The organism is Chryseobacterium sp. IT-36CA2 (assembly GCF_949767875.1).
Taxonomy (GTDB): Bacteria; Bacteroidota; Bacteroidia; order Flavobacteriales; family Weeksellaceae; genus Chryseobacterium.
Genome location: NZ_CATKPG010000024.1, coordinates 131,421 through 154,281 on the forward strand (window position 1 = coordinate 131,421; position 22,861 = coordinate 154,281).

General features: G+C 28.2%; 19 protein-coding genes and 1 pseudogene. 9 read left to right on the plus strand and 11 right to left on the minus strand.

The genetic code is table 11. The annotated features are described in order from the left end of the window. Nucleotides 1-521 precede the first annotated feature (521 nt). Nucleotides 522-2,681: a hypothetical protein gene (locus ACM6F9_RS19780; protein ID WP_414847273.1), complete on the plus strand. Its 2,160-nt coding sequence runs from the start codon at nt 522-524 to the stop codon at nt 2,679-2,681. 815 nt (nt 2,682-3,496) lie between these two features. Then, nucleotides 3,497-3,595: pseudogene (locus ACM6F9_RS19785) on the plus strand (N-acetylmuramidase domain-containing protein); the annotation flags it as partial. Between the two features lie 54 nt (nt 3,596-3,649). Here the strand turns inward: ACM6F9_RS19785 and ACM6F9_RS19790 are convergent. Both ACM6F9_RS19790 and ACM6F9_RS19795 read right to left on the minus strand, forming a co-directional pair. Then, nucleotides 3,650-4,570 carry a hypothetical protein gene (locus ACM6F9_RS19790; protein WP_414847274.1) on the minus strand — a complete coding sequence of 307 codons (921 nt, stop codon included), beginning with the start codon at nt 4,568-4,570 and terminating at the stop codon, nt 3,650-3,652. A 4-nt stretch (nt 4,571-4,574) separates the two neighbouring features. After that, nucleotides 4,575-6,005, minus strand: coding sequence for an MBOAT family O-acyltransferase (locus ACM6F9_RS19795; protein WP_414847275.1), 1,431 nt, complete (start codon nt 6,003-6,005; stop codon nt 4,575-4,577). Between the two features lie 87 nt (nt 6,006-6,092). On the opposite strand from ACM6F9_RS19795, the gene ACM6F9_RS19800 reads away from it, so the two are divergent. Next, nucleotides 6,093-6,305: a hypothetical protein gene (locus ACM6F9_RS19800; protein ID WP_414847276.1), complete on the plus strand. Its 213-nt coding sequence runs from the start codon at nt 6,093-6,095 to the stop codon at nt 6,303-6,305. Between the two features lie 152 nt (nt 6,306-6,457). On the opposite strand, the gene ACM6F9_RS19805 is transcribed toward ACM6F9_RS19800, so the two are convergent. The 4 genes from ACM6F9_RS19805 to ACM6F9_RS19820 form a co-directional block, all read right to left on the minus strand. Next, nucleotides 6,458-6,616 carry a hypothetical protein gene (locus ACM6F9_RS19805; RefSeq protein WP_414847277.1) on the minus strand — a complete coding sequence of 53 codons (159 nt, stop codon included), beginning with the start codon at nt 6,614-6,616 and terminating at the stop codon, nt 6,458-6,460. An 839-nt stretch (nt 6,617-7,455) separates the two neighbouring features. After that, complete coding sequence (locus tag ACM6F9_RS19810) at nt 7,456-8,196, minus strand: hypothetical protein (protein ID WP_414847278.1); 741 nt, start codon at nt 8,194-8,196, stop codon at nt 7,456-7,458. Between the two features lie 440 nt (nt 8,197-8,636). Further along, complete coding sequence (locus tag ACM6F9_RS19815) at nt 8,637-9,557, minus strand: hypothetical protein (RefSeq protein ID WP_414847279.1); 921 nt, start codon at nt 9,555-9,557, stop codon at nt 8,637-8,639. Continuing rightward, complete coding sequence (locus ACM6F9_RS19820) at nt 9,544-11,853, minus strand: hypothetical protein (protein WP_414847280.1); 2,310 nt, start codon at nt 11,851-11,853, stop codon at nt 9,544-9,546. The genes ACM6F9_RS19815 and ACM6F9_RS19820 overlap by 14 nt, the downstream gene beginning before the upstream one ends. A gap of 185 nt (nt 11,854-12,038) precedes the next feature. On the opposite strand from ACM6F9_RS19820, the gene ACM6F9_RS19825 reads away from it, so the two are divergent. Then, nucleotides 12,039-12,854 (plus strand): hypothetical protein, encoded by an 816-nt coding sequence (locus ACM6F9_RS19825; RefSeq protein ID WP_414847281.1) that lies wholly within the window; start codon nt 12,039-12,041, stop codon nt 12,852-12,854. A 54-nt stretch (nt 12,855-12,908) separates the two neighbouring features. Here ACM6F9_RS19825 and ACM6F9_RS19830 read toward each other — a convergent pair whose 3' ends face one another. The 3 genes from ACM6F9_RS19830 to ACM6F9_RS19840 are packed head-to-tail and all read right to left on the minus strand — an operon-like array spanning nt 12,909 to nt 14,406. Further along, nucleotides 12,909-13,709, minus strand: coding sequence for a hypothetical protein (locus ACM6F9_RS19830; protein ID WP_414847282.1), 801 nt, complete (start codon nt 13,707-13,709; stop codon nt 12,909-12,911). 29 nt (nt 13,710-13,738) lie between these two features. Continuing rightward, entirely contained in the window at nt 13,739-14,197 is a 459-nt protein-coding gene (locus ACM6F9_RS19835) for a hypothetical protein (protein ID WP_414847283.1), read from the minus strand. Between the two features lie 2 nt (nt 14,198-14,199). Then, entirely contained in the window at nt 14,200-14,406 is a 207-nt protein-coding gene (locus tag ACM6F9_RS19840; protein WP_047096491.1) for a hypothetical protein, read from the minus strand. A 71-nt stretch (nt 14,407-14,477) separates the two neighbouring features. Between ACM6F9_RS19840 and ACM6F9_RS19845 the strand changes: the two genes are divergently transcribed. Further along, complete coding sequence (locus tag ACM6F9_RS19845; protein ID WP_047096490.1) at nt 14,478-14,789, plus strand: hypothetical protein; 312 nt, start codon at nt 14,478-14,480, stop codon at nt 14,787-14,789. Between the two features lie 313 nt (nt 14,790-15,102). Here the strand turns inward: ACM6F9_RS19845 and ACM6F9_RS19850 are convergent, their stop codons facing one another. Beyond that, on the minus strand, nt 15,103-15,714 hold the full coding sequence (locus tag ACM6F9_RS19850; RefSeq protein WP_414847284.1) for a recombinase family protein: 612 nt from the start codon (nt 15,712-15,714) through the stop codon (nt 15,103-15,105). A gap of 389 nt (nt 15,715-16,103) precedes the next feature. Further along, a complete protein-coding gene (locus tag ACM6F9_RS19855) occupies nt 16,104-18,512 on the minus strand; it encodes a hypothetical protein (protein WP_414847285.1) in 2,409 nt (802 codons plus the stop codon). Nucleotides 18,513-18,754: 242 nt separating this feature from the next. Between ACM6F9_RS19855 and ACM6F9_RS19860 the strand changes: the two genes are divergently transcribed. The 4 genes from ACM6F9_RS19860 (at nt 18,755) to ACM6F9_RS19875 (ending at nt 22,851) form a co-directional block, all read left to right on the plus strand. After that, nucleotides 18,755-19,444: a hypothetical protein gene (locus ACM6F9_RS19860; RefSeq protein ID WP_414847286.1), complete on the plus strand. Its 690-nt coding sequence runs from the start codon at nt 18,755-18,757 to the stop codon at nt 19,442-19,444. Nucleotides 19,445-19,553: 109 nt separating this feature from the next. After that, nucleotides 19,554-21,275 (plus strand): DNA methyltransferase, encoded by a 1,722-nt coding sequence (locus tag ACM6F9_RS19865; RefSeq protein ID WP_414847287.1) that lies wholly within the window; start codon nt 19,554-19,556, stop codon nt 21,273-21,275. Nucleotides 21,276-21,399: 124 nt separating this feature from the next. After that, nucleotides 21,400-21,609, plus strand: coding sequence for a helix-turn-helix transcriptional regulator (locus ACM6F9_RS19870; RefSeq protein ID WP_414847288.1), 210 nt, complete (start codon nt 21,400-21,402; stop codon nt 21,607-21,609). A gap of 18 nt (nt 21,610-21,627) precedes the next feature. Continuing rightward, entirely contained in the window at nt 21,628-22,851 is a 1,224-nt protein-coding gene (locus ACM6F9_RS19875) for a tyrosine-type recombinase/integrase (protein ID WP_414847289.1), read from the plus strand. Nucleotides 22,852-22,861 lie beyond the last annotated feature (10 nt).

The window sequence follows — 22,861 nt, forward strand, 5'->3', positions numbered from 1 at the left end:
AAATTTAATATACGACAGGTTTTGACGCATCATAATTATAATATTGTTTAAACAAATTAAAAAAAATAATCTAGAGAAAATTATGGAAAATACGTTCCCGAATAAAACCAAAGCTTACCGAAACCGTTGAATTGTTTAAAATTTAAACATTATCAACAATAATCTAATAATTCTTTACAATGTTATTTATGGAGAATCAGTCTTAACTGAAAGACAAATCATTAGCCTGATTGCAACAAATTTTGATATAAAAACACCTACATATTTATCTCCTTTATATTATAATAGGAATTTCGATACTGCATTTGGTGAAAATTATCTTGTAATGAGGCATTCCAATTTATTGACCAGACTTGGGAATGCGATCCAAAATGTTCTATCTGGAAATATGTGCCTTCAGTCTATGCTGAATTAGTAAAAACCATTGTAGAAAATTATTTAGATGCTGATCAGAACGAAATTTTCATTCTGAAATATTGCAGCAACACAATAATTCCAACTAACCTTTAAAATTTAAAAAAATGCCAAATCTAATTACTCTTAATGTTGTATATGATTCAACCGGTCAAAAAACAGGATTGAATGATATTGACCTGATATGCTCTACATCAACTGATAACAAAAAAATAAGCAGTTCAATGTATGACACTTCAGTAGACCCACCACTGAAAATTTCTAATCAAATTGATCAGAATACGAAAATTTTGACGAAAATTGAAGATTGTAATGGTTCATACTATCTTGTTTCAGATTCTTATGGAAAGATTTCTGATGCCCAGGAGTCCAATAGTGAATTTTGCCAAACCGAACCCAGCTCCAGGGATTCTGAAGTCGACCCCATATTTACAGCCTCTTCGGCGCATGATATTACTCCAGATCATATTATTTTTTTGAATGGAAAAGACTACAACAGTCTCAATAATTTACCAAACTTATCTTTAAAAGCAGATTTGATTTCAGGAAAAGTTCCTGCTTCACAATTACCAAGTTATGTAGATGATGTAGTTGAAGCAGCTAATTTGGCAGCCTTGCCTGCTCCCGGAGAAAATGGAAAAATTTATTTGACTTTAGACACCAATAAAATTTATCGATGGAGCGGTAGTACATACGTTGATACAACACCAGGTGAAGCCGACACATTAGATACTGTTACTAGCAGAAACTCTGTAACAAATAATTCGATTACTATATCAGGATTAAAAGCAACTTCTCTACAGGGAGATGCTACGTATACTAAAGCTATTATTGCTAAGCCTGATGGTACTTTTGGATGGGAGAACAGAGCAAGCTCCGCAACAATAGGAGGAGTATTACCAACTATAAAAATATTAGATTATACTCAAGATACTACTAATTATATGTTACGAGTATCTTACACTTATGGTCAAGCAGCACCATCAGGTAATCCTCAATTCGAGGTAGTCATTCACTCAGCATTTATAAAAGCTAATAATATCACCACGACACAAGATAGCGTAAATCAAAGTACATCCAGTACAAATAATGAAATCAGTATTATTGGATTTATAATTACCATATTGATACCAAAAGCAAGCAATACATCTACTGCCTGGAACAATGATATTACTGGTATAATGGTTAGATTATTATCTATTGACAATGGAGACGGGGGTGCTAATTCTACAAAAATTGTACGAAGGGTTGCTGTTGACATGAACTTCATAGGAAATATCAAGCCTAAAGTTTTAGTGGACGGATCTGTAGCAAAAGAAAAGCTGCAGGATTACAAAGGGTCAGACACATTAAACAATATATTTCTTTTTGGGGCGGGGAATTGGACATCAACAGGATCATATTCTCTTGCAATCGGACAAGAAGCGCTTAAAAGCATTCAGACCGGAAGCGCTATTGTTGCCATTGGAAACAGGGCTTTAAAAAATCACAAAACAGAAAACAGCAATGTTGCTATAGGCTCTGATGCTATGATGAATTCTGAGACATGCAACGACTGCTCATTAATAGGTCACGAAGCTGGGCTAAACATGAAAGGTGGCGTTGGAGATACTGGAATGGGAAGAAGATCTATTTCTAGAGCCTTATGGGCATCAAATAATACCGCTTTTGGTGATTCTACATTATTCCGAAACAAAGCCACACAAGGCAGTAATATAAGCGCAGGAAATGTTGCGGTTGGATACGTTGCAATGGAGTACGGGTTTAAAAATACTGCTACAGTTGGAATAGGAAAGGCTGCGGGGCGATTTACAAATTCTACGAATAATGTATTAATAGGCAATGCCGTGTTATACGGAACTGAGCTTTCAAATGAAGATAAAGAAGGAACAACTGTTGATGTAGTGATGGCTGCCGAAAGTGTAACAGCTATAGGAGCCATGGCAATGAATATGGCTAAAAACGGATGCAATGAAAATACCGTTGTCGGCCAATTAGGTTTATATCAAGTAGAAGGAATCAGAAATACTGCAATAGGTCTTCAATCTGGATATAATATAACAACAGGTAACGGGAATACATTAATTGGATGGTGTTCTGATGTTATCTCTGGTACTATTTTAAATTCGATTGCCATTGGGTATAGCGTAAAAATAAATAAAAACAATCAAGTGGTTATTGGAAACACTTATAATGATGAATTTGTTTTCGGAGGTGTTGTATTCACAAAAGCACAATTAGAAGAATTAAGGGCTCTTGTGAGTTAATTCAAAACTATTAAAATGAAATGGGAATTCCGGTTTTTCTAACACACTTTGTCGCAAGGTTTTTCTATACATTATAGGAACACCTCATAAAATGGAATTTTGATCAATAACTTCCTTTTCTTACCAACCGCAGGAACTCAAAATGCAGATGGTACAATAACTTCAAATAACGCTTCTGGGATGTAGTACTCCAGTACATCTTAGAAGCTTTATTTAGATTATCCCTCCGCTTTATTTTTTTATAGTGGTGGTCACTTTGAAAAATATTCAGGTAGATCCTATGTATAAAACAAGAGGCGGAAGCTTCAGATGTATTAAAGAATAAGTAACTAATATAAAAGATAAGAACAATGAATGATAAAAAAATATTGAAACACTCCTAGGATGAATTCTTAAAAACTCTCTTCAGTCCATTGTTTTTTTGGACTATATATTCTATTTAGTTTATCAATTGATTGAAGAAAAACCAAGCTATAACCAAGGCTTGATGATTACCATAAAGTCAGGCGAAGTATATACAAATCTTCTTCAGAACTTGAAAATTAATAATATTCAAAAGACAGTATATAATGAAAGTAGTATATTTAAATTACTGCATATTGATAAAACTGTTTTCTTCATTGTGTGGTTTAACCTTCTGTAGTGTACTATCCCATTGTTTAGGATTTCCAAATAATCCTTTTCTATCCTGGTGAAAAGTAATTATACATTTTATAGGGCACTTACCCTGTTTATTTAGTTTCACTTTTTGCAATAGAAAAAGTATTGATAATTATTGTTATTCATTTATTTAATTTTTAGAAAAATGGGCTGATTTTGCCCGTGTTTACAACGGTAGAAATTATCATATAAACGAATATAATAAAAAAATGGAAGCAGCTTATAAAAAACACTCCAATTTAATCAAAGTATAACTTTAATTGTTTTATATAAATGACTGTAATTTAATTCCGTAATTCTAATTATTTTTAAAATTTAATTTCATCATCTAACATTTGTGTAAATTTCTTTGCTCCTTTATTATTCAAATGATCTCCATCAAAAAAATCATTATCAACAAAATTTTTGTCATTCATGAAGTTTAAGTAAGTACAAAAGCTTGCATTATCTTTTACTATTGAAATTACAAAACGAAGAGTTTTATTCATTTGCACATTATTGCTTTCATTAAAATAATATTTAGAAACTGGAGTTGATACAAAGATTAATTTAATTTTGTTTTGTTTGGCAAATTTTATTAATCTATCTACAACTATAGTGTTTTGATCAAAATTAGATTTGTATTTTGGATCATTAATATTAATAGAATGTCTTTTAATTGCAGATTCTGAAGTAGTTTTTAAATTTTCACTTTTATTAAAAACATAATCAATTCCGAACCCTAATTTATTACAATCTATATTATTTTTCTCTTGAAAATAATATTTTGTTAGTCTATTGAAGTTTTTGGAAAATTTACCATTAAATAGTTCAAAGTGATTTTCAATATTTTTTGATGGAAAACCATAATATAATGTATAATTTTTAAGTCTCCATGAATCCATTTGATTTTCTAAACGAAAATACATTGTTAAATAATCAACGGGTAAAACTATAACCTTCAAAGAATCCCATTTTTTATATTTATTAAGTATCTCGACATCAATATCAATTGTTTGAGAAATAGCTGCTGCATTAAACGATTTATATTTTGAATATTCAGGATTTAATCCAAAATATATATGTGAATTACCCAGATAAAGCAGTTCAATACCAGAAGATTTTGTGGATAAATATTTTTCTTTATATGAATAGTCATTAGGAATTATTCTTAATGAATATTCAACAAATGAAATAAATAGAATTAATGGGATTGAGAAAAATAATATGTTACGAAACAGTGTTTTCATAGCTTTAAAACTGAAAGTATATAAATGTTTGTTCTTCTCCTGAAAAGTAAATTATAAAAGCAATAATTGTATAGTAAAAGCACCATCTTACAAATTTATTATTTAATGTAAGGTTTTCTATTGCATAGTTGCTATTCCTTCCAATCCACTCTACAATCATAAAAACAACAATAATTATAAATAGCCACAAAACATCCTTCTGTGGAAATTTTAAAAGCGTATAACTACATATTCTCCTGATATATCTTAGCGCTTCTATTACAGAATCAGACCGAAAAAAAATCCATGCAAATACAGCCAGAGTAAAGGTTGTTATCATTTGAAAAAATTCTTTTACCGTTGGCAATACTTTATTCTGTGCTACTGTTTCCAGGTTATTACGATGGGTCTTCATGATAATGGATGGCATAATGAAAAGAGCATTTAGTGCTCCCCAGACAATAAAAGTCCAATTGGCTCCGTGCCAAAAACCACTTACAATAAAAATAATAAATGTATTGCGGATACGCATCCAGTTCCCCCCTTTGCTGCCCCCTAATGGAATGTATAAATAATCTTTGAACCACGAAGAAAGCGAAATGTGCCAGCGTCTCCAAAATTCGGCGATGTCTCTTGAAAAATAGGGATAGTTGAAATTTTTCAACAAATCAAACCCCATCATTCGAGCTGTCCCTAAAGCAATATCAGAGTATCCAGAAAAGTCTCCATATATTTGAAAAGCAAATAAAACAGCCCCTACAACTAATGTGCTTCCGTATAATCCATAATGAAGTGAGAATATTTCATTTACATATATAGCACACTGATCAGCTATAACAATCTTTTTAAACAATCCCCACACTATCTGTTTTAGACCACTTACGACATCATTATAGTTAAAAATACGTTGTTTCTTTATCTGAGGTAGCAAGTGGGTTGCTCTTTCAATAGGGCCAGCCACAAGTAAAGGGAAGAAGCTAACAAATAAAGAGTAGTCGATAAAATTTCTTTCTGCCTTTATTCTTTTTTTATAAATATCAATAATGTAAGAAAGCCCGTGAAATGTATAAAACGAAATACCAACTGGAAGAATTACCTGAATCAAACCAATATTTGAATTAAACCCGATTCCCGATAAGAATTCTGCAAAACTTTCAACAAAAAAATTATAATACTTGAAAAACCCTAGAAATCCAAGATTTATCACAATACTTAATGTAAGCCAGAATTTAGCTTCTTTATTTGATTTACTATTTTCAATTTTTATTCCAGATATGAAATCTAGTCCTATTGAGAACATTAGTAAAAACAAGAACCTCCAATCCCAACATGCATAGAAATAGCAGCTAGCGATTGCCAGTAATATATTTTGATATCTTAGATTACTTCTTAATAACCAATAAAATACTAAAACAATTGGGAAAAAGACAGCAAAACTTAATGAATTAAAAAGCATTAAAGAATTATTATCGGATTATATTTTTTTTCAACGAGTAAATATATAAATATTGTAAATTTAAAGATGTAAATTTCTGGAATAGTTTTGAAAATTTTTGATGAGACAGAAAAAGATGATTTTAAAGAAAGAGTTATCCAGATAAAATCTTTTGATAAAGATCAGGTTTTGGATATTTATGCATATAATAAGCTTACATTTAAAACTAGGTTTCTTAAGATAAATGAACAGGTTACTTCCTCAATCATTTTAAGGGATATTCAGGTAGGTAAAAAACAGGAAGCACAGGTTATGTTGTAAAAGCCAATAAAGCCAGATTTAATACTCATAAAAGACCTTCCATTTGTTGAAATTGAATCAGAAAAGACTCCAGAACATTCACGAAATAAAAAGCGCAGTTAATTACTACGCTCAATATTGTCAACAATTATTTCTTTCAAATCTCTATTTTTTCAGTTTTTTCTGCCAATTGCATATTTACCTGTAGTTTTATTTGTAGTGTGATTTGCCATTCTTTGTGCAGGAGCCTCCAGTTCTTTCAGTTTGTTATCACTCATTTCATCTAATATGTCAAGGAATAAATGTTTATGAGTATAGAAATCAGCTGTCATTTTCAAAATATTACCTTCTGCATCTTTTATTTCATTAGAGTCTTTTTACATGTCTTTTCAAACGCCTTGAAATCTGTTTTGCACTAATAGGTTTTTCATCTGGAACCAACCCGGCAGAAAATAAATAATCCTCTTCATTCTGACACTCTGATAAAACTTCTCTCCAATATGGAATGCCACCCTAAGAATTATCTTTTTCTCCCAAGTATATTGTTCCCTTTTTTTTATTAAAATGTCTCGTCCTAATATAGCGTTACACCAAAAAAAGTAATATTATGGAATCACTTAATAATCAATATATAAAACGCAGTCAAAAGGATTATAGTCTATCCTTTAAATTAGCAGTCGTAAAAGAAGTAGAAAGTGGCAGTAAGATCATCACTTGAAAATTTCTTTACAAATTGAAACCCGTTTGAATATTTGTCAATTTGTTTTGGATCATGAAAAATACATGTCACTCTCCATTGTTTTGGAAATTTTGATTTACTTGTGAAGTTTTTATAACCCTTGGGGCTAATAAAAACACCGGTTCTGGAACAACCGTTTAGAAGTTTAGTTCTTTCTTTTTTCATGATGTAGTAAAAGTTACCCTCCGGACTTTTCTACTCATGTCAAAGCTGATATAAAACACGGAAAACCTAATGTGGCAACGGTTTTCCGTGTAGTGGTCCCACCTGGGCTCGAACCAGGGACCACCTGATTATGAGTCATTGCAGGGTTTTCATAATCCACTGTCTATCAAGGGGACAGAAAAGGGGACATTTTATTTTGTTTGATGATTTAATATGTTCTATGACCATTTAATAAAAAAGTCTTGCAACAAATCTTGCAAATAAAATTTACTTTATTGACTTTGATGTCGATTGACCAAAAAAGTATCCTAATATTAAAAGAAATGCCGTCTCCACTATTTTTATAGGTTCTCTTTTTAAAAACATAATACAAATTAAACAAATTGTTAAAACAATTAATAAAATACCTCCTAAAATTGATGCTATTGACTCTTTTGCCAGAATCTTTAGCCATATTTCAGTCTTTTTATCAAACAATTCAAGTTCGTATCTTCTTATTTCAATTTCGTTTGTTGGAAATTTGTTATCCGTCTCCTTTAAAATATCTTCAAATTTTTTTGTTTGTTCCTTTAGATCTTCGAAACCCGCATCAATTTTTTTACGCAATTCTTCATTTGGTAGATCCTCTATAATGTTTTTAATAGAATCAATAATTTTTGTTTGTTCCTCTTCAGAAATTTTTTCATTTATATAACGCAGTATTGTATTTAACTGCTCTTGTATAGTAAAAGTAAAACCTACTACAGCATATTTCCTTTGGTTAGCAGGTTCTTCCACAGTATAATCAACACCTTCTTTAAATGACCATGAATTTTCTTTTATGAATGTTTCACTTTTAATTAATGTCCAGATTGCATCCTTTTTTTGTTTTAGTATTTCGACATCTAAGTTTGAGAGTGAATCTTTATCTACTCCTAAAGCTTTAATTTTTTCTGAAAATTTTTTTTGTGCTAACAAACGTAATCCGTTTCTAGCCTCTTCAACGGTTGCAAACAAGTAATTTGACATATATGTTAAGGTATAATTATTTAAAATCTGAAAACCCTCGTTCATTATTACAAAATTCATCAACTTAAAACTCGTAAGTTTTTAATATAATTTCTTCATATCCATGTGTAATCATTTTCCCAAAGATAAATCATTTCTCTAATTTAAATTTAAATAATAACTTTCAAAACAATGAGAACAAGTCAGAATTGACAATAAAAAAACTCTAATCAAAATTTATCATTTTAATATATTGTTTTATAAACATCATTTTGCAGTACTAAAATTTTTTCATTTTTATAGAGTTCACAGAAAAACTAATTCACAAAACACCTTCTAACTAATGAAGATTTATTTTCAAAAAGGATTAATCTAGATTAAAGCGTCTTTATGCTAATCCCGAAGTAAGAAGTAAAATATAGATAACAGTCTATCAATTTATAGTAATATTAAAATAGATATTAAGACTTGAGAATTTTCAAGTTTATTAAAATATCTTTTTTTAATTTACTAAATGGTCTTTTCTCAAAATCTACTTCATTAATTTCCGATCCAAATGCAAGACGGAAAAGTTCTGATTGTGTGAATTTTTCTTTAGTCATTTTATGTAATTCTTCTAAATATTTATCAGAATATTTATATCGCAAAAAATATAAATCTTTAATCTCACTACCGTTTGATGCGTAAATTTCTTTTAGCTTAAAAAGTTTTATGTTTTCATCTAATTTTGGATTTAGTATGTTATTTTCATTTTTCTTAACTACTCCAAGTTTAAAATCATCATTTACATTCAATAACGTAGTAATATTTTGCGGAATCACATCAAACTTAAAATCATTAATTATATTTTCTACATAAGGATGAAGTATGTTATAGTCTTTTTCTCCTTTTAATGTAGTATTGCATAAACTACAAGATGGTATTAAATTATAAAATGAAAGGGCTAGTAAAGAATATTTTTTCTTATAATAAAAATGATCGAATTGTGGTCTTGAAATTTTAGAATCAGAACTAATAACTGTGGTAGTATAATTTCTATTACAATAACAGCAAATCCTTACATTTAATTTTTTTGCTAACTCATAAGTCCCATATTTTCTAGACTTTGAACTAAACCACTTATAATCAAAAATAAGTCTATAATCAGTCATTGGAAATTTTTTTTCAAATAACCTATAAATTCTAATTAACTTATTTGGTTTAGATGTTAAAATTTCTTTTAAGAAAATCTTCAACGCCCTCTTATGAAAATCTGAAATAGGAATTTTATTTTGATCATTTATAAAATGATGTCCATTATCTATTTTTTTTAATAAATCATATTTTAATTGGTGATAATGTGCAAGAGTCAATTTTTCAAAATCTCTGTTAATATGTATCATAATCTTGATATTTATAATTAAACATGTCTTGGAGTTTGTCTTTAATAATTGGCTCATCTATCAAATTAATACTTTCAAAAAGTTCTTTTTGTTTCACTTTTCCGAATTTCCTATTACTCAATAGGTGAAGTAACATATCATTTATTTTGGTCTTGGCAAATTCACCTATTAGTCCTTCTTTAATAAAGAAACTATCTGCAAATAAATCGGTAATATTTGCTCCAAATGTATTCATCGAATAACTATCTTTTATTATAGATCTTGATTTCTCATTAATTTCTAAAAACAAAACATTTTGTTTTGGAATATCTGATAATATAAATGGAGAATGTGTTATGAAAAGAATGTTAATGTCCTTTATATTTTTAAAGTTTAATTTATCAATTTCATTGAGAAGGTAGTTTAAAAATTGTTTTTGATATTCAGGATGATAATAAAGTTCAATCTCATCATATATCATGTTTATGTGCTTGTACTTGGACAATTTTTTATCATCATTATCAAATACTGATTCAATATTTAGTATATGATAGATTATAGTAGTAGTACTATAAACTAACTGTTTCTCTCCAGAACTTAGTGAAGAAAAGTTACTACCGTCTTCAAAAATAACATCAAACTCAAAGAATGATGGTAATAATAATTGATGGAAAACATTTCCTTTTTCAACTAAAGCAATTATTTCCTTTGCATAATCTAAAATTTTAATTTCAAATTCATCAGTTAGAAAATTACTTTGTTCTTCTGTAATTGGTTTAATGTCACTTTTAAAGTGCTCATCATAATTAATCAAGAAGTTCACAGCTTGTTTTAATTTTGTTGTAATATGACTATTATCTTTTTCTTTTAAATGGATCAATAATTTTTTTAATTCATCAATATCACCTCTTTGCTCTTTAATGGAGAAAATCTTAAGATATTTTTCATCTTTATATGTCCCATAATTTTCAACAATAGAGAATATTTTATTTAAAATGTATTGATAGCAAATTTTTTCAAATTCTTTTAGATTTTCAAAACCTGTGTAATTGATCTTAGTTTCAAAAACTTCATTAATTACTGGAATAAAATGTTCATATTGTTTTAATATAGTAAATGATAAATACTTTATTTTATTATCTAATAAACTTTCAATTAATTTGTGATGATTTATTCTTATTTTTAATTTGTATGGAGTTTTACCATTAATTTGACTGGGGTTTTCCATTTTATCAAATACAAGTGGGTAGAACAAGTTATACAAAAATCTTGATTTAGTTAATTCTGTTTCAGTGTTTACGTCAATTACTCCTTTTGTTCTCATTGGATTTAGTACCACCGGCATTTGATATGAGTCATTTTTATGAAAAATATTTTTAAGCCATAATCCTAAATCATCTGAATTTAAGGCATAAAATGAATAATTGATCGCTAAAGTATAAAAGAAATTAGTTTTAATGAATTGTGTAGTGCCTTCTTCATTTAATAAAGTAGGATTGTTAAAAGTGGTTAAGTCTTCTTTAATTCCAGTGAATTCATAAAATTGTATTTTTTCCTGATTAAATTTAAGTGAATAAATTTTACACTTTTTATTAATTATATATTCGAAAAAGATTTCAACATTAATGTTTTTAACAGCAATATTACAACCATCTTTTACTTTACTTAAGTATCTTAATTGTCTGTCAAATTTAAAATCACTGAAATTTTTTAACATTTTATCAACTTTATCAAAATCTTCATCATAAATAAATCCAGTATCTGCTTTTTCTTTTAGTTTATCTATTTCTCTTTCAAAATTTTCTTTTATACCATTTTCTCCTTGGGGAATACCATTTTTATTATTTTGATTTACCGAAATAATCTGTTCTATATAGTTTTTAAGTTCATATTCTTCAACAAAAGTGTTATTTAAAACATCATCAATTTTTTCAATGATCTTTTCTTTGGATATTTCTTCCGCTTCGTCTGGCTGAATATTTATTTTCTTACTTAATATACCTTTGTATACTGATAAATTATATAATGCCATATATAATAATTCCACTAATGCACTTTTCCCACTTCCATTTTTACCTACAATTGCCGAAATATTCAGATTAATATTGGCTTTGCTAAAAAATGATTTTGGAATGGATATTACAGGTTTATATTCTATTTTGGTTATGTCATCTAATAATGTATTATCAAGTTCAATGTCATTGCTGAAAAATTTGTAATCATGATAAAATTTATAAATCCTTCCAACTTCTAAACTTTTCCGGAATTTTTCGTTACAATTTTCTAGTGGTCTAATTGCTATTAATTTGAAGCTCATTGTTAATTAGTTTTGAGTAATATTATGAAATTTATTTAAAATTTTAGTTTACAATTCTAATTACTCCATATAAATTTGGATATTAATAATATTAGAATATACTCCTCCTATATCAATGTAGGTTGTAGTAAATATCTTTTGTTAACTAATATAGCATTTGTTTATATTTGTTAAAACTAGTATTTATGGAAATGTCAATATCTGAAATTATTGCTTATTGTGGGGGCTCTTCCATTGTTATATCTGCTATTGTGGGGTTTCTTGCACAAAAGGTATCTGATTGGGGAAATGAAAAATGGAGATTAGGCACCGAATCAAAATTGAAAACCTTAGAAAACAAACTAAGTGAAAAGACATCTATACTGAACAATTTAATAGATGTGCAAAAGTCAAGTTATAATTTTAGTCAAGAAAGAAGAATAAAGGCAATAGAAGATGTTTGGAATCTTATTTGTGAATTTAATTTTAAATTTCCAAAATCTATAATAACTGTTTATAGCATTTATACAGAGCAAGAAATAGAAAGGTTAATAAACTCCAACAAAGATTCAGTAAATTGGGATAAAATTTCTAGCGGTTTAAGTGAAATTAATAATGAGAAGTTCATCGAATTTTATAGTGAATTGCAAAGAAAGATATCGTACAATAGACCTTTCTTAGGTGAAAAATTATATTATAGCTTTTTCGCTTTTACCTTATTTTATAGTAGACTTATTTTTATAGCCGAAGTGAGTTTGAATAGAAAAGAACTGATATACTGGAATAAAGATAAAACTATAATAAAATTATTAAAAGAACATTTTAGTGATGATGAGTATGGACTTATATTTAAAAATCAATTACAATCACTAAATTATACAATAGGAGTATTAGAAAATAAAATAATAATAGAAATAAATAATGTCTTAACCGGAAACACTGCATCAAAAATGTCAATGGAACACTTGTCGGAAATTACAACTTTTATCAACCTACGAAACATAACAGAAGAAATAACCTAGACATCAAATACCAACAAGGTTTAATATTAGCAAAAAAACAACGTGGTCAGTTTTTTAATATCCTCTGGAATTTTTAAATTCTTTTTCACATTTTAAAGAACAAAATTCTTTATCCTCAGTAACAATACACTGGTATTTATTTCCATTCTCATAACTTTCAATACATTTAAGCGGATCAACATAACCAATGTTTATTAAAAGTCCTATTAATTGAAGTGGATCTTCGGCAGGTTCTACGATATTACTCAACAATTGTTTAGAGGAATAATATTTGCTTTCAAGAATGAATTCCTTTCCACACCATTTACAATTCTTTGTTTCAGAACTACATGATTTTCCAGATAAATCTTTTGGGTCTGGGTTGGGATCACTCAATATTTTTTTTAATTGTAATATCTGTTCATCATTAAGATTATATTGACTAATTACTTTTGAAGTATTAATAAGTTTTTCCGCTTCAGGAGTTATACTTATTTCTGACCAATTAAAGCCTGTATAAGTTAATTCAATATTCTCTTTCTGATTTAATTCATTAATATCAGAATACTTTTCATTAATATGTTGTTTTATTATTTCAGGGATAGGTTCAAGTTCAAATTCTGAGAACCAAAATCCTGTTTTGTCAAAATTGTAATTGTAATCAGTGATTGTAATCAGTATAAAGGAGTAAACTACATATCCAACAACATTTAATGATCTGTTTAAAATAAATATATAATCTTTATCAGTACGTTTTCCAAAAATTAAACGAGACGTAACCGAAAAGAACACAAAACAGATAAAAAATGAAATAATAAACTTGGGAGATAGTAAAGACTCAGTGTTAAGCAGTTTTAGATAATCATTATAGTACATCCGTTTATATTATATTTTAAATTATATGTTTATTTTCTGTAGTAGTCAATCTTTTTGTCTTTTTTCCCATCTCCGTTTTGATCATAATAATCATATTCCTGAAGTTCCATATCTTGGGTGGTTACTTTATTTAAATAGTATTTTTCCTCATCAATGTCAAGTAACTTGGTGGTGGGATTGTAGTTATAGGGTAATTGTTCTATAGTACCTGATTGTTTACATTGATTTGTTGAAAAGTTCATGACAAAGGTTGTTAGATAATACTTATTGTTGTTCTTAAACTCATGAATTGACTCCTTTTCACATTTGGAGTGTTCATAAGATTGTAGGATTGTATTATCCTTTCCGCTAAAAATAACTGTTTTGTATCTGTGCCAGGCCCCTGTAAGTTGATTAGTTGTATTCTTTTCTTCTAAAGGTTCATCATTGTGGTTTCCACATGATGATAACAGAATGCTGATTCCAATAATTATTTGAGTTTTTTTCATAGTTATTTTCCTTTTTTATATTCCTCTAATTTTTCAAGAGTTGGGTTATTGAGTTCATTGTATTTTTTCTTTATTTCATCCGCAGTGAAACTACTCTTGTTTCCCTTGATACTTTCACGGACGAAATATTCAGAAACCTGAAAAGATGATGAGAGAACTTTGACTATTTGAGTATTGTATGTCAGTCTTTTTTGCGTATTTTTATCCATTGCTTACTTTGTTTCAAATACGAAACAAATATATCAATATTTCAATACAAATCAATAAATATATAGTAATAATGAATGATTTTTTTGAAAGATTAGATAAATACATGGAATACAAAGGTTTAAACGATAATAAACTTACCGTTGAGACAGGTATTTCTGTAGGTATAATCGGAAAGGGAAGAAAAAGAGGAGGATTATCTCAGGAAAATATAGCAAAAATACTATATAGGTATTCTGATTTGAATGCCAATTGGTTATTTAGAGGTGAAGGGAATATGATAATTGAGGATCAAATATTTTCTTCTTCAGAGATTAATTGGAAAAAAATAATAAAATCTCAAGAAGATTTATTAGAGATTTTGAAAAAACAAACTGCTAAATAAGTATCTAAAGTATACCTATTTTAGTAATTTTATTAGCAACTTTTCATATTTAAAGAACTTTTACGCTATCTTTTTAAACCTTTTTTGCCTGAAATTATAATCCCCGGTTTAAATTTAAACTAAAAATAAAATCCCATTTATAATGGTATGAATAAAGCTTTTTCACTCTTTACCTAGGGTAAATATTAATTTTATTACACTTAAAAACATCGATATCTATTTCAAATTCGTAATATTTTTTTCAAAATTCTTAAAATATTATTTTGCCGGAGAAAACAACTAGTATTATATATCTTAGGATACAATTTTTTAATTAAATCATTTCAAGTTTTATTGCCACTTTTTTTACTTTCATAACCGTCTTTGTTGACATTTTAAGAATTTTACCTATCTCTCTCAGGGTTCTTCCTTTCTTAAGATATTCTAATGCCTTCTTGTTTTTTGGTTTATTAATAAAATTGGAATCACCTTCATTGGTTCCCATTGGCCTTCCTAAAATCCCACCATTCTGAAGATAAACCATTCTCCCAACACTAGTTCTTTCCAAAATATTCTCAAGTTCCATTTCATATAGTGAAGACATTACAGAAGAAATCATTTTCCATATTGCGTTTTTCTTACCGTTAGGTCTGGACTGAAGACCTATATTTCTTACAACCACATTAATCTTCTCATCTTCCAACCATTCCAGTGTTTGGATTACATCTCCGGTGTTTCTTCCTAGTCTTGAAAACTCTTCTACCACGATTTCTGAAACTCTCCCTTCTTCAATCAGTTTAATGAGTTCTTTAGATTTGGGACGGTCTTTAAAACTTACCGATCCAGATATTTTATCAAGAAAAACCATATCATATTTTTCTTTGTCTGCTTCAAAACGATTTCCGGTTTGAAGTAATGTAGAAACTCTATTGTATTTTACTCTCATTTTGTGGTTGTTTTAATCACAGATTAAATTTAAAGCGAAAATACCTTTACGCCTAAGCATTTAGCACTATTTAGCACTTTCAGAACGCATTCCCTTTTATTGTAATATAAAGGAAAACAGGATAAACTTATAGAAGATTACTATAAGGGCAAAATAATTACATAATAAAGAAGGGAGACACTCCCCCTTCTTATCATATTCAAAAAATCATCATTATCGCACGTCTGGCCCCCCTCAAATCCTCCCTCCTCCCCCTATGGTATTTTGATAAAAAAAACTAGGTTCAATAATTTAACTGAAATCTCAATAAAAAAATTTCTGGAAAAAAATCTAAAAATTGAAGTTATTTATCATTTTTCTATGAAATCATGATTTACTTAGTTAACAGTCTATGCTATTTTCTTCTTAATAATAAATTGATCTGATACATACAAAGGGAGATTTGAATATACTTCCACTTTACAATCATTTCTTAATGTTCTTGCGCGTCCTACCGCCTGTATTAAATCGGATTCTATTAAAGATAATTGAATATCTCTTAAATCTTCATTATCAAATGCATTAAACATAAACTCAAATCCATTATAATGTATTTTTTGATAGGTCATTTGTGAATTTTTTATGTCAAAATTAACTCCCATCAATTTTGCCATTAGAAAATATTCAACATTATTTCGATGCGGAGTACCAACAATTGTAATATTTTGTCCATTAAGATTATCATAGCCAGAGCAATTACCAAAATGAACTTCTTTTGGTGAATTTTGAAAAATTTCCTTGTGATCAATAAATGTAATTACAGTTTTATCTCCAACTTCATCACTAATTTGTTTACCATAAATGTTCAATCCTTTTCTGGAACATGATCGACCTGTATATTGTATTATTTCCCCTTTTTGTTCAACATGTTTGATATCAAAAACTTCAAATTCCATATCAGTATATAATTTCTTATAAAATTCAACTGGAATAGTTGCGGACATAATGATATTTTTTGAGTCAACAGGTAATTCCTTCTTTATTATATAATAGATTGTATCCTCATTTTTGATGAAGAATTTACTATTAAAAAAATCAAAAACATTCGTTTGAAAAATGTTTTTATCATGGACAAATTCAAAAAGATTGTCATAATTGATATTAAAAATCGGAGTTGCATAAATGCCTGCTTCAAGAGATGAGAAAAAATCCATAACTTCTTTTAATGGACTATATAAGTATTGAGTTACAATAATATCTTTAATTGACATAGATTTTATTTCCACCAGTGAATTGAGAGGATCTTCATCAAAAATAATAGTTTTATGTACGAATGATTCTGAATTTAAAACTCTTTTATGAGTTGTTAAAACCGTTTTATTTGGATTTTTACACTCTTCAAGTTGAGTTATATAATCTGCAGCCAATTGAATATCATCCAAATTTTTCACAAATCCAAATTCAGAAACTTTTCTAATTAATCCCATTGATTTCTTTGGCAACCCGATACGGTAATAATACCCTATTTTTTCATTAAGATAATTATCAGAAAACACAATAGTATCCGGTGAAAAAGTATGATCTATATTCATTCTTTCTTTCACCTCATTCTTAAGACTATTAGTTGGTAATGCAATAACACATTTTTCAACATTAGTTAATAATCTTGTTTTTCCAATTGCAGTTGGTAATGAAAATATATAGGTTTTGTTCGTCTCATTATTACCGAGAACTTCACGAAAACTTGAGATCATCTTTTCTTCTGCTTCCTTAAGACTTATTTTATTAATCGGATCTAATATTTCTACATGTCCTCTAATATTATTGACTTCAGTAATTATATCATGAATTTCACTATCTTCAATATGAGGGGAAAACTTATAAACAGGCATTGAATAGTATTTCATCTTTTTGACATAAGGTATAATGGCAAAATTGTTGGAATTGTATTTTGTCTTACCTTCTAAATTAAATCTATTCATTGTTTCTTTTATTTTCTTTTCACCACCTCTTATGTATATAATATTAGTAACCAGGCCAAAAAGTTGATTATGATCTAACCATTTTCCACTAAGAAAACTATCCAGAATTTTCACTTTCTTTCTTGCCATATCCCAATCAACGATTTTTCCCCCTTTTAAAGAAGTACAAATAAGATTATTATTCTGTGCTAAAAAGTGTTTATTCCTATAATCATTATATAGATTATTACAAAAATTAGCAGTAATTGAATTTGTACCAAGAATATTTCTTGTAAGATAATTATCTCTAGATATTTTATTAATATCAATAAATTCAATGAACTTCATTAGAGATACTGGTACAGTACTAGTTATTTTCACATTGGTTCCACCATAAAATATTCTGGAAGGATTTTTACATTTAGGGTCTATAAAAAATATTTTTTCTAAGGCAATCATAATCTTATCATAAATACTAATGTCATTAATCACACTATCAAAGAAAAAAACTATCCGGAATTTATGAAGTTCCACCGAAGTTCCAAATGTATCATAATGAAGATTAGGACATATTCCAAATTCTTTAAATTTTTGATAAACTTCCTTTAATGAAATTTCTCCTTTATCAAAATCCAATCCGATAATAGAAGATTGAATCCATTCATTATTACTTATCGATTCTTTAAAAATACCACCACTCCAAGAATGTGCCTTTGGTCTGGTAATTAATGTCGCAAAATCTCTGATTGTTGTTTCTGTTGAAACCATTGACTGATTCACTTTCCAGAAATATTTCTTTTCCAACTTAATATTGAATATAGTATTACTTATTGAATACTTAAAATTTGTTTCTTCCATATTTTTTAAATCTTATTCGATTATTCATCAAACTATTAAATATATAAGTGCATTTTCGAAGAAAACAAAATAAGAAAGTTAATTTTAGCGTTTTTTAGCATATCAGGGTGATATTAATTTATACTTATAACTTTTTTTAGATTGATATACAGTACATTAAATTAATAATATTTAAATTACCACTTTTATATTGGGTAACTATTATTTTTTTTTCATACCTTTGTTTCATCAAAATAGATAATATGAAAATTGATATAAGTAACATTGTTCAAAAACTTAGTCAAATGACGATTAAACCTAGGACATTTTATGTGGGATTACCTATAGTTCAAATAAAAAAGATGAATAAAAAGGAGGTTATGCATGAACTGAGGAATCCCGCTAGAAATTTATATAAAAAGTTTACAGATAGTTATTTTGAGGATATTGAAGAAGAGAAAAAAAAGGTGATCCAAAATTTCAATAAGTTTCTTCATGAAAAAATTGATTCTCTCAATGTAATTGATATTATAGAAAGAACAAACGAATGGATAATCCGTATTGAGAAATTAATCTTGATTTATGAACCTAAATATTACCGATCTGTTTTCGAAAAAAAAGGTTCGGGTTTTAAGTATGATAAGGTGAAGATTGTTTGGATCGATTCCAATGGAATTAAAGATAAAAATACAACTCGAACTTTCGGGCAAATTGGTGAAGAGAGTTTAAAAGAAATAATGAAAAAATTTCTTGTAACTAATGAGAACGCAAAAAATCCTAGAGAAGAAGAAAGGATTAAAGTTGTTGATGGTTTATTTAGTTCAGATCTAATTGTTGAAATTGACAGAGAAGATTGGATATTTGAATTTAAAATGGCAACCAAAGACGACTATATACAAGAAGCAGTAAGAAAGGAAATATGGGAGTTATATAAAAAAGAATACAACTTGTAAATATCTTTGATTAAATCAGGAGATAGAGGGATAATTCCCTTTTTTTTATAAATAAAAAATAAGTTACCCAAATTGAAAATAACCTACTAAAAAATAAAAAAATTTCATTATGAAAAAATTAGAAAATTCATCAGTTGTATTACCATTAGTAAACAAAATTATGACAATACCTACATCACAAATTGAAATCTCAGAAGGGTGGGAAGAATTGTTTGACAAAAAAGGAAAATCGTTCTTCATTAAAAACCTTGAAGATCAAATACAAAAAACTGGATATTATTCTCCAATAGTTGTTTTTAGATTTGATAATAAATATGTTATTGTAGATGGAGTATTAAGATTTTTGACGTTACTAAATTTAAATTTAAACCAAATTAACTGCATAGTATTAGATAATACTCCTGAATCAAAGGAGGAATTTAAAGATAGGATAATCGAATACAACTTAAAATCCGTTCCAACAATAAAGGAACGTAAAAGACTTTTATCTCATTATTTTCGGATAGTTGATTGCCAAAGCGAATTGGATGAGAGTTCTTATAACGAAAAATACAAATTTATTTCTGAACAATATGGTAAAGGATGGGGAAGAAATAACGTAATTACTTTTAAAAAATCTTTAATTTTTGATAAAGAAAATCCAAATAACAATTTAGATCTTTCGACTAAAATTTTAGAAAATGAAATCTCATGTGATAGGGCAAAGCAAGCATTAGATTTATTGACTAATAAAGAATTTAATTATAGTCTTGAAAAAGAAAAAGAGGCTAAAATACTTGATGGATTCCTAAACAAGAATTATGATTTTAGAAAGGCTAAATTACTAGTTAATCAATATAATACGAAAAAGGATAAAAGGATTACAAATATAAATCCGATAACTGAAATCAATTCAGAAAGATATTCCATATTACCTGGTAATTGCCTTGATGCTCAATTTCCAAAAGACACATTACTAAATGGTATTTTCACCTCAATTCCTTATTATAATCAAATTGAGTATTCAGACAAGAATACTCAAGGGCAGGAATTTGAAATTGGTCGTGAAAAAAAACCTCTAGAATTTATCAAAAATATCGTGGATGTTATGAAACTTGGAGCTGAAAATATGAATGATAACGGGGTCATAATAATAAATCTTCATGATTCTTACCAGGGAGGAATATGTGTAGGTATAGTTGCTCTTTTAGTAACGGAAATGCAGAAAGCCGGATTTTTCTATATCGATCAGGTAATCTGGCAAAAATCTAACAATAAACCACAGGGGAATAATACCAAGAGATTTACAAATGGATACGAATCAATTCTTATTTTCTCTAAATCTAAAGATTATTACTACGATCAATTAAGGGTATTTGATTCTGAGAAATCTGCAACAGTTAAAAAAGGTTGTTCTGAACAGGGTAATAAAGGAGCCGATAAAGTATCATCTTATCATATATCCAACAACTATAAAACAATCAGAAATTTTCTTTGTGATAATGATATTGAGCAGATATTAAAATTAAATATTTCAAAAGAAAGGTCTCAACAAGATGGTTTACAAAATGGATTTTTCGGATCTTTTCCAACATTACTTCCTGTACCATTTCTTTTATCTTTTATTCCTGAAAACGGTACTATATGGGACCCATTCGGTGGAACCGGAACTACAGGAAGAGCAGCGTTAATGCTTAATCGTAAAGTAATTATCAGCGAACTATATGAAAAGAATATAGTGAAGATACGTGAAATTCTTGTAAAAGGTGTTTCTGAGTACAATGAGCAGGATTATATTACATTAAAAAATGACTTCTTGTCTTCCGAAGATCATATGAATAAGGCGGCTTGAGGATTAAAAAATATCCAAATAACAATACTCTAAATTACATATTAAAAAGTAACCAATCATTTTGGCAAAATCAAATCAAAGGCGTACAATAGCCACGTCTTTAGTTTTTATAAAAATTAAAATCATGACAACAAGTAAATTCATGGATATAAATTCATTAACAGAATATATACCTTTAACGAAATCTACCATTTATTCAAAAGTTTGTAGAAAACAAATTCCATTTAAAAAAATTGGAAAAAAATTAATCTTCAATAAACTAGATATTGATAATTGGATTAATAATGGTGGAAAAAATACTAAAGAGGAAAATATTCCTTCTTTGTTTGTTTAAATTTAAATCACGTTAGTAATGGCAACATGCAGTCTCATTTTAGATAAAAGGGTTAAACTTAAAAATGATGAGTACAATCTTACTGTTCGAATTATAGATGGAAAGAATCAATTGTATCTCAATATTTCAAGAATGACAGAAAAACAATTTTCTTACATTTTTGACAAAAAGAATATGGAAGAAAAGTCTTTGGAATTTCGCCACAAATGTCAAGAAAATATTAAGAAAGTTGAAAAAATAGTTTCTGAAATGGGTTCTTTTGATCGAAAATATATTAAAGACAGATTCTTCAATAAAAGTAACAAGATTGAAAAAGAAATATTAGTGGTATCACTAAAATTGATTGATCTATTCAAACAATATAAGATAGAAAATGACCATTTAAGTATAAGAACTAAAGTTCATATGAAGGAATCTAGGAATGTGTTTACAAGGGATAATCCGAAAATTAATATTCTTGAAATAACACCAGATTTTCTCAAAAAAAATGAAAGAAGAAGATTACAAAAGGGTATTTCAATTTCTTCAATAAATTCAAATTTTCGTGACCTCAGAACGGTAATTAATTACTTTATGAAAAAGAATAAAATAATACCTTCTTCCTACTCCTACCCTTTTGGTAAAGGTGGTTACTCTATTTGTGAATACTTCCCAAAGAAACAAGTACTAAGTAATGAAGAAATTCTCAAAATTATAAACCTAAAAGAATTTGAGAATCCTGAACAAGAATCTGCAAGGGATATTTGGGAACTTCTTTATCGATGCAACGGTATAAACTTTGCGGATCTTCTACGGCTACGATGGGATCAAAGAAAAGGAAATTGTTACATTTTTTTTAGAAAGAAAACGGAGAACACTAGAAAAAAATTGAGACAGGAAATTGTAGTTCCTGTAAACGAAAAGGTGGAGAATATTATTAATAAAGTTGGAGATAGCCAAAGTCCTTTCTTACTCGGATTTCTAAAAGAAGGTTACACTGACGAAAATTTTGATTATATGAACCGGAAAATGAGAAAGACTATTAATAAATCTCTTAAAGAAATATCTGAACATCTTGATTTGTCTATAACTCTTCAATTAAAGACCGCAAGGGATTCGTACGCAACAGTTCTCAAAAGAAGTGGAGTTTCTATTGATAAAATTTCAGAAATGTTATCACATTCAAACACTACTGTGACAAAACATTATCTTGATAGTTTAGATATGGAAACGGCATTCGATATTAATGAGAATTTGATATAGCAATTAATTT